The 9,409-nt window shown below is 38.0% G+C and carries 6 protein-coding genes; all 6 read right to left on the reverse strand.

Annotation, left to right across the window (positions count from 1 at the left end; translation table 11 throughout):
- Positions 1-7: 7 nt before the first annotated feature.
- The 6 genes from QNI22_RS23830 to QNI22_RS23855 all read right to left on the reverse strand — a co-directional run bounded on the left by QNI22_RS23830 (position 8) and on the right by QNI22_RS23855 (position 9,371).
- Entirely contained in the window at positions 8-1,198 is a 1,191-nt protein-coding gene (locus tag QNI22_RS23830) for an acyltransferase family protein (RefSeq protein WP_314514367.1), read from the reverse strand.
- A 401-nt stretch (positions 1,199-1,599) separates the two neighbouring features.
- A complete protein-coding gene (locus tag QNI22_RS23835; protein ID WP_314514368.1) occupies positions 1,600-3,381 on the reverse strand; it encodes a carboxypeptidase-like regulatory domain-containing protein in 1,782 nt (593 codons plus the stop codon).
- 529 nt (positions 3,382-3,910) lie between these two features.
- Positions 3,911-4,831: a hypothetical protein gene (locus QNI22_RS23840; protein WP_314514369.1), complete on the reverse strand. Its 921-nt coding sequence runs from the start codon at positions 4,829-4,831 to the stop codon at positions 3,911-3,913.
- 118 nt (positions 4,832-4,949) lie between these two features.
- A complete protein-coding gene (locus tag QNI22_RS23845; protein ID WP_314514370.1) occupies positions 4,950-7,100 on the reverse strand; it encodes a protein-disulfide reductase DsbD family protein in 2,151 nt (716 codons plus the stop codon).
- Between the two features lie 326 nt (positions 7,101-7,426).
- Positions 7,427-8,299 (reverse strand): Cbp1 family collagen-binding glycoprotein adhesin, encoded by an 873-nt coding sequence (locus tag QNI22_RS23850; protein ID WP_314514371.1) that lies wholly within the window; start codon positions 8,297-8,299, stop codon positions 7,427-7,429.
- Between the two features lie 277 nt (positions 8,300-8,576).
- Positions 8,577-9,371: a COG1361 family protein gene (locus tag QNI22_RS23855; RefSeq protein ID WP_314514372.1), complete on the reverse strand. Its 795-nt coding sequence runs from the start codon at positions 9,369-9,371 to the stop codon at positions 8,577-8,579.
- Positions 9,372-9,409: the final 38 nt, after the last annotated feature.

A 9,409-nucleotide genomic window follows, 5' to 3' on the forward strand; every position in this document is an offset into this window, starting at 1 on the left:
ACATCTGCTAATCTGCTTCTGCCAATTGTCTTGTCTGTACAGGCTCCTTAGAAGATAATTTCTGAGGTTTCATCCCAAACAGAAATCGCATCCATCCAAATGGTCGGATTAAAGTATGATAAATCAGCATACAAATCAGCAAAGAAACAAAGGAAGTAAACAGAAACTTTGACCCAATAGTATCAGTAGTCTGTACTACATAATAAACAATGACAATAATAACTGTCTGGTGCAGAATATAGAACGGATAGGCTGCTTCATTCAGATAGTTTAAGGCAGCATTCGGTTTGTTCAGATATCGTTTGCCATAGCCAATAATAGCAAATACCCATGTCCAGGCAGTAAAGGGATAAAGTGCCAGATACAGATAGGTTCGTACATCTGCTCGCCAGCCAGGCAGTAGGTCAAATGGCTCCAGTTCATTCCAACGCAGGTAATTAATAGAGACAATACTCAAAAATGCCAGTGTAAGGGAAAGTCTGCGATTACGCTCCAGCGAGCCCAGCAACACAGGATTAGCCATACACAGATAGCCGACCAGCAGAAAGAACAACCAGTATACAAAATAACAGGGATCGTGTATCAGATCGTGTGTTTGGGGATAGTCTATACAATACAGGCTAAACAAGACAATGACAGGAACAGTTAACCAATATATACGTAGTCCTGAGGCAAACCAATTCAGTTTCTGGAGAAATCTTTTTCCAGCAGGCCTTTTACACCATCCAAAAAAAGGAGCCAGCATTACATCATACACAAACAGATAGGCTACAAACCACAAATGATGCCAGCTGATATTGCCTTTAGGATAGACGTTGCCACTAAACATAGTAGGATAAAAATCCCAGAAGTTACCTTTGAACCCCTGGGTAAGCCGCTCCATGTATATTTGTGGTGGCACAACGACCAATATCCCAAAAACCAGTGGCAGAAATAACCGTCTAAATCGCAAGCCAATAAACGAGGAAACCGTTTTGCTTTCCATAATCCACCAGGCGACAGCACCTGAAATAAAAAACAGTAGTGGCATCCGAAACCGACTGAGCCAGAAGTTAAACTCGAGTAACAGATTACTGGTATCTTTATTTTTGATATGCCAACCTTCTTCAGCCACAAAAGCCATTGCAGAATGAAAGAATAACATACCAATAATGGCAAAGATACGTAACCAATCCAGGTAGACTTGTCGTGAGTTCATAGTGTAGTAGCAGTGTTTGTTACAAAGCTATGTTATGGATGGCCTCACACAATTATTTTTGACGAATGGAAGGTTTGAGGTGATGTAGTAGTATTGATTTCTATATCCAAGTTTGCTTGTTGTGCCAATCATTGTTCTTCCACTGACCTCTTCATTTTTTGCTTGTCCAAAAAATGAAGCAAAAAAGGACAAAAAATTCCAAAGCTTCGCCCCACAGGGCTAACGCTAGGCCCGCGGAATTTTTATCCCTGCGCACCTACACTACCTTTCGTGATTGAGGTGATCTTTGCTCTCTTTGTACCTTATTGTATCTTGGATTTTCAGAAATCAGGGTAATATATGTATATAAAAAAAACACTCTTTGTATTAAATAAAGAGTGTTTTTTTATTCATTTCAACTTTTAGTTATTTCGTCTGACACGGAAGGTGCAGCTTAGCGTATGCAAAGAGTTATCGCCAAAATCCAACATCTGACTACTGAAGTTACCACTTATAAAACCACCTACCTTTCCATACTCTGTAATAGTGAGCTGAATAGGAGTAGCCCAATAGCCTCTTCCACTTGGAAAAGCATTACAGAACACATCAGTTATAGCATGTTGTGAATTAAGGGCTGTACCACCATCAAACTGAAATGACATCTTCTGACTGTTATTTACCCCATCACTCAATGTAACAATCTGTGTCCAGATATTTTGTGGAGTTGCCAGATAAGCGCCTATTGTATCTGTAGGTTCTGCAATAGTTGTAGTTATGCCATCATAGGTGTAAGTAATAACACCCAGTGTGCTTGTCCCACAAGCAGTTAATGCACCCAGATTGTTCACTCCTGAATGCAGCGTTACTGTTTTAGGTGTATTTTGCTGATAGTTTGCATTATCAACTACTACCACATTGACATCTGTATTCGTACAGGCCAATCCTGTATAGGTAAAATTGCCATTACTGATTGCGATCCGGTTGTAAAAGCCACCATCATAGGTTTGTACATGTCCACTGGCAACAGGTTGGTTTTCGCAATTGGATACAGTACCACTAATGGTTACCTGGCTTTGTCCCAGATTACCTGTTAGTGTACCTAAATCCAGATCTACAGAGGTAGTAGAAAAATCATGCGAATAAGCAGAAATAGCACAAGGAGTAAGAATATCCAGTACCAGATCTCTATTGGCAAAAACAGCTCCACTGATATATCCGTTGGCATCTGTAAATCCCAAACGACCATGTCCTGCATTTTTAGGCAGTCCGGCGATGTTTATGCTAACAGGTACATTCGCCAAAGGTTGCGACGAAGCATCTACAACTCGTACGGATAAATTGACAAACGATACTCCTTCTGCTGCTTCCCAGAAAGAGAAGTGAGAAACAGTACCCACGTAGGCATCACCTGTTTTGGTAGCCGAACCTTCTTTTTTCCACAATCCTGTTGTTGTATCAAATCTCCATAAGTCAATAGTGGCTGGTGCTTCAGCAGATAAACCTGAAGGTATTGGAAGACTGATAGTAGCAGACTTGCCATCTGCAATCTGTAACAATTGTCCATTATCGGCAGTAAGTTCAACGGCAATTGTACTGTATGCTTTTAATGCCTTTAAATAACCACTGCTGTCTGTACCTCTTGCATCACCTGGTATGTTCATTTGTAAATCTTCTGTACTAGCAGGATTCAGCCAACTAGCAGTTATGTGTACATTTCCACTATATATGGCACCACTTAAAGCATTTACAACACCATTTTCAGGTAAAGTAATTTTTCCTCCATCTGTAGTAGTAACAGTACCACCAGAAACAGCTTCTACTGTACCAATTTCTTTTTTGGGTACCAGTTTAATACGTACAAAACTTTCTTTGTTCGCTGAAGGCATGACTGTCTTGTATCCGTCTATATATCCACTTTTTGTTACTTTAATCAGACCGGCAATCTGTGCTACAGAAACGTTAGCTATTTTAAAATAGCCATACTCATCTGTTTTGATATATTTGTCACCTACGTTAACAGTAGCCCAACCAACAGGACTATTTGTTTCATCTACTACAAACCCTGTAATAGTTGAAGTCACTTTCACACCTAAATCTGGCGTAACCGGATCAGGATCAACAATTTCCTTGTCAACGGCATCTTTTCGACAGGCGTTGAACAATAAAAGTACACATAGCAGGAGAAAAAAATGGAGTGATCTCATAAAAGAGTAATTCTTTGTTTTAAATAAAAACGACTATTTTACATGTTTCTTTAGAGACTTTTCATCATCAAAGATACGGCTCTTTATATCCCTTCCTAAAACAAGCCCGTAACACAATTACATACTCACATGATTATCAACTATTTTACTCTGTTAACAAAGCTCATATCTCTCCATTAGTAGTAATACATTACATCGCAATGGTGATTAATTTCACATTCTATAATAGAAATACTGCTCAATATTGAAATACAAAATAGGATTTATATAATCTCTGTCTTTGCTTAGTAAGATTATGGGTAGGAGTTAGTGACTTTATATACTTTAAAACAGCCTTTTTAGTAAAAGACATCCTGTTAAAATGCCATAAAATCTTACAAACAAGGGATACAAGGATAATATCCCTGAAAATGGGTGAGTCCAATTGGTTAATTTGCGCATTACAGGTTTATTGATACCTAATTGAACCTTCCTGAAATTAGAAGAGTATGTGGAGTGGTTTTATTGAAAAGGCAGATAGAAGGGTTTATTAAAAATCAAATTCCATTTTATCTCCTACTTCATTTATTCTGATATAAAGCCCGTGTTCTTCATCCCAATTGCTGAAGCTCAGTAAAATATCATCCTTGTCATTAACAGGAATAGTTACACTATTTAATCTTACAAAAAATGGTAGTATGGATTCAATATCACCTTTAATTTCAGGCAAATCATAGTCTGAACGCATTTCATTATATAATGAAAAAATCATCTCAAACATTTTTCGTTTTTGAGCAAAAGGATAGTATTTTACATAAGTCGCCCTTTTTAACTGAGCGGGAGAAATTAATACCCCCTCTTCAGTCTCGATCTGTAACTTAGCACGATTTGTATTCAGACAAAGTATGGGGGTACCAATTGTTGTTTCGTACAATTTCCAATGTGGATTAAAATAGAAGTCAGGAAAGAGATGTTCCTGCCATTTGTTAGCTATATTACCGAAATACGATACTGCTTCATATGGATTATGCTTTAAATCCGCAAAAAAGAAAGCCCGGAGCTTACCAAAGTCTGTTTGTGTTATACTCAGAAATTCATGATTGATAGTACAAAGTATACCTTGGTTAAATGAAACGTTTATTCCACCTACAACTACATTACCCTTGTAGAACAAGAGAGAATTTTTATAGAGAGGAGTCTCCTGATTCAGCGGTTTCACTGAGTCTTCCACAAACAAATTCCTGAATTTATCAATTAGCTTTGGGTCTGTTAATGAAGTAATGTGTTCGGCAGTTGTATTACTAATCAGATTCTTTCCCACAATACTATTGGGCAGTTTATTTCCAAAAGAATCTAAAATCTCATATTTATCAAATTTTAGTATACAATGTATTTCAGGCTGATGATTGATTCTATAACTATCTATTCTATCAAAGGAAACGTCCTGTATAAACTTCCGAATAGGGATCATACAATTAGCTGGTATATTTCTAATCTCGTTGTCTTAAACTTTATTGTTCACACAATCTAACAAAAAAGCCACATGTAACACGATACATGTGGCTTTCTTATAAAAGATCGTTTTGACCTTATTTCAGACTGGCGATTTTCTTTTCTGAATAATTCTTTAATCCCAGATCCAAAAAGTTTATAAAGTTGGTTACATCATAATTTGCACCTTGTGGAGTCACTAGTACCTGTTCCTGTGCATCCAGCAACACATAATAAGGTTGTGAATTTGCATTAAAACGTGTTGCCTGCATATCACTCCATTTGTTACCGATGGTTTTCACCTTCTTGCCACTAAATTTAGATACATACTGTTCATTGGCAGGAAGTTCTGTCTTATCATCCACATATAACTGAATCAATACATATTTTTCCCGTAATCGTCCCAATACAGCCATATCAGGCCATACAGTAGCTTCCATCTTCCGGCAGTTGACACAAGCATGTCCAGTAAAGTCAATAATAACGGGTTTGTTTACCTGACGGGCATAAGCCATTCCTTCGTCATAATCAAAGAATGCATCGAGCTTCAGAGGAGCATGGAATATTTCACTGTATTTACGAGGTGCATGACTAGCCACTGAAGGCTGGCTTCCTCCCCCCAGGCTATTCGTATATAAGTCAAAGTCCTGCGTATGTTGAGGAGGTAAAAAAGCTGCAATTACTTTTAAAGGGGCACCCCATAAGCCAGGAATCATATATAAACTGAATGCCAGCGTCACAACCGCCAAAAATAAACGAACAGCAGAAATTCCGGTTTGCTCTCCATCATGCGATAATTTTAGCTTACCCAGCAGATATAAGCCTAACAAACCAAAAATTACAATCCATAATACCAGGAATACTTCTCTATCAAACCATTCCCAGTGATATGCCAGATCCACATTGGATAAAAATTTCAATGCAAGAGCTAACTCCAGAAATCCTAATACTACTTTTACAGTATTCAGCCAGCTACCTGCTTTTGGTAAAGAAGTTAACCAGGAAGGGAACAGAGAGAACAATGTAAAAGGCAAAGCCAATGCAAAAGCAAATCCAAACATTCCTACAGCAGGTCCAAGCAATTGTCCCATAGAAGCAGCCTGTACCAGCAAGGTACCAATAATAGGGCCTGTACAGGAGAAGGAAACCAATGCCAGAGTAGCAGCCATAAAGAATATTCCCAATAAGCCACCTTTTTCAGATTGCATATCCGCCTTGTTAACCCACGAAGAAGGTAAGACAATCTCAAATGCTCCGAGAAAAGAGGCTGCAAATACAACCAGCAGTACAAAGAAGAAAAAGTTAAAAATACCGTTGGTAGAGAGATCATTTAAAGCATCTGCCCCAAATAATACTGTAATCAGCAATCCTAGTGATACATAAATAACTATAATAGAGATGCCATACAGCATAGACATGCGAATACCTTTGGCTCTGGAACCACTTTGTTTGGTAAAGAAGCTTACAGTAAGGGGTAGTAATGGAAAAATACAAGGCATCAGAATAGCAGCAAACCCTCCCAGCAATCCAGCCACAAATGTAATCCAGAGAGATTGCTCCTGTGGAGCCCCTACAGTTGCTACTGGAGTTTGTTGTACAGGCTGGCTTTCTACTACTTCCTCTGAAGTAGATGCTCCTCCGTTTGTAGATTCTGTAGTTACTACAGCACCTGTATCTGTCTGACTTTCTGCAACTGTATTTTTTTCCGGTGCTTTGGGTTCCGCCTGTTTTGCAACTGCATTGGTAGTAGTCTCAGTAGTTACTTTGGTATCTGCTGTTTTTTCATCAGAAGTTCCTTTCAAAGGTTCTACAGCAATTGCAAATTCTACCTGGTCCGGAGGTAAACACTTTGTATCATCACATACCATGAACTCAAGTGAACCTTGTACCTTGGTAGCTTTGCTGAGTTTAACTTTCTGTGTAAATACAGCTTTATTGGCAAACCAGGTAATATTCATATTGAAGGTTTTGTCAAACGCCTTGATTGGAGTTGATTTCTCTTCAACTTTTCCCACTAATTGGTAGTCTTTAGAGGGAGTAAATGTAAAGGATGTAGGTACAGGCCCACCATCTTCGATAAACTGGGAATATACGTGCCAGCCTTCTTTGATAGTTGCCGTGAATGTAAGTGTAGCCTCCTGTGCACTGGTTGCTTTTGCCGTAAACTCCCAGGTAACAGGACGTTCAATCTGGGCCTGGCACCAGCCATAAGCGACCAAAAAGAAAAATAACAAAAAACGAGGTTTCATTGATGATGAGTTGTTGAATATAAACAGCAATTGGTTTCTACTAAAGTAAAGGACAAATATATAACATCGCACCAAGCTTTCTGATATCTCATTCACAAATACATTGCTCACACCGACTATGTAAACTAACGTATCTCTGCCCTCATGTTGATTTAAGATTTTGAACAGCTTAGCTTATATTTTGTAACATTTCTTTTCTTGTCTCTGGTTCCCTTTTCATGCAACAACCATTCAATTCTAATAATGCGTATCCCTATTAAAAAGAAAATCCTTCTTACATCGTCAGGCAAGAAGGATCTCAAATTTATTTGAAATAATAGTATGGTTTAATTCTCAGTTAATACTACCAGATATTTGGACACACTCCAGAACTTTTCCTGTTCTACAATTTTCAGATAGGTACTTCCATCTGTTTTAATAAAGTAGTAAGAATCGGTTGGATGTGAAGTCACTAATTTCTGGCGTTTGGTTACCCCAATCTTTACTTCGTTGGTACTTTTAATGTCTACAGGTGTGAAATCCTCTGCATCCAGTTGATTATTAAGAATAACTTTTCCACCTGATTGAATCACCCCTTTCTGCGCCAGTTCCTGTTTTGAACCGAAGGTAACAAATCCGGTATTCAGCTCTTCTTCTTTTATCCTGACATCTTCCTTGGTATGTTCGAGTTGCACCTGAGTCTGATTAATTTCATTCCGGACTCTGGCAATGGTTGAATCACGTTGCGCCAGTTGTCCATGAAACTCACTTTGCATTTTCTCAATTGTACTCAATAACTCCTGAATTTGTTTCTCTTTCTCTTCTACCTGCGTATTTTTCATCGCGATCATAGTTTTCAATCCGGAATTGATAGTCTTGGATTCGTTTACTTTCTTCTCCAGTGTAGCTATCATTTCATTATTTTGCTTCACATAATCTCCAATCTCTGTTATCATTAGATCAATCTCACCAGGCTTCTTAACCATCTCACGTAGTTTAACGCCATCCATAATCTCTACATGTTCGGATATTTTCATAAGATTACTGTCAATTTTACCAATGGAGGCAGTTACTTCTTCAACTTCTTTTTCTCTATCCCGAATCTGTTCTTCCAGAGATGCAGTCCGTGCGGCCAATAGTTTATAATCATCAGAATCTTTTACAGTAGTACAGGCAAAAGCAGCAAATACAGTGACTACTAGTAAGAATACATTTTTCATAGTGAGCGAGAGCAGATCTTTGTGTTTTGATTTAAGAGACTAAACTGTTAGTTATTTTCCTAAAAAGAGAAAACTTCATGTAAGAAAATACTTTTTTTGAAAATATTCAAAAGCAAATAATTATACGCATAGGATAGCTACAGAAAATAACACATTCATTTTAAGCGATTATCGTTTTTGAAAGAGTATACAATTTTGTATACCAGGATGTAATATAAATAAAAAAGAGTAGCAAAAACACTACTCTTTCAATGGAAAAGATTCAGATTAGTCAGGATTACTTTCTATTTCCAGATATAGTATTTACCCGCAGTTTCAATATCGTATCCAATCCATATTTCTGGTGTCTCTCAATAACGACAACTCTTACAGGTATCTCATCCATCATTCTGTCTGCCCGAACAGAAAAGTTAAATTCTATATTTCTTGATTCCGTTTGTCCAACATTGTTTAGTACAAATGCAGGACGGTCTATAGGTTTAGCATAGTCGGGTAAATAAATATCCAGACGTGTATCCGATGCGGGGCCCTGACCTTTGTTTTGTAAAACCAAACGTAACTTCACAGGTACATTAGCCAGATTCAGGTATTGTTCAGCATCTAACCGATAGGCTGTAATCTGTAATTTAGGAGCCTTAAACTCGTCAGTAGTGATATCCAATGTAATCTCATCCGGGTCATATTCATATTCTTCCCGAATCATTACTGTTACTGTCGCAATTCCTGCTGACAGATTAAGGCTTCCTTCTATTGGAATACTAACAGTATTCTGTTTGCCAGGAGCCATTGAGTCAATCTGTATTACTGTAGGATAAACTAACCCTTTGACTTCATCTGCATTAGCAGTTTCGGCACTTACAATCAAACGCTGGGAAGTACCTTTTCCGTTATTCTTTATCGTAAATGAAATGTTCCCTTTTTCCCAAGCCTCCAGCAACTGATTACTGTTTTCATCTTTATACATAATATTTGTATAAACTAGTGCAGGCTTTCCTGCTGTCCGATCTTTTCCAACACTGACCACAACATTATCAACTTTTCCACTAACAGTCTGCGCATGCAGTCTTTCCATGAAAGTGACCAGTATCAGTATAAATAGGTAATAAATTT

It is taken from the genome of Xanthocytophaga agilis, assembly GCF_030068605.1.
Classification (GTDB): domain Bacteria; phylum Bacteroidota; class Bacteroidia; order Cytophagales; family 172606-1; genus Xanthocytophaga; species Xanthocytophaga agilis.

Coding starts and splice junctions, on each gene's coding strand:
- QNI22_RS23830 (WP_314514367.1), bottom strand. CDS start 1,198: ATGAACTCACGACAAGTCTACCTGGATTGGTTACGTATCTTTGCCATT.
- QNI22_RS23835 (WP_314514368.1), bottom strand. CDS start 3,381: ATGAGATCACTCCATTTTTTTCTCCTGCTATGTGTACTTTTATTGTTC.
- QNI22_RS23840 (WP_314514369.1), bottom strand. CDS start 4,831: ATGATCCCTATTCGGAAGTTTATACAGGACGTTTCCTTTGATAGAATA.
- QNI22_RS23845 (WP_314514370.1), bottom strand. CDS start 7,100: ATGAAACCTCGTTTTTTGTTATTTTTCTTTTTGGTCGCTTATGGCTGG.
- QNI22_RS23850 (WP_314514371.1), bottom strand. CDS start 8,299: ATGAAAAATGTATTCTTACTAGTAGTCACTGTATTTGCTGCTTTTGCC.
- QNI22_RS23855 (WP_314514372.1), bottom strand. CDS start 9,371: ATGGAAAGACTGCATGCGCAGACTGTTAGTGGAAAAGTTGATAATGTT.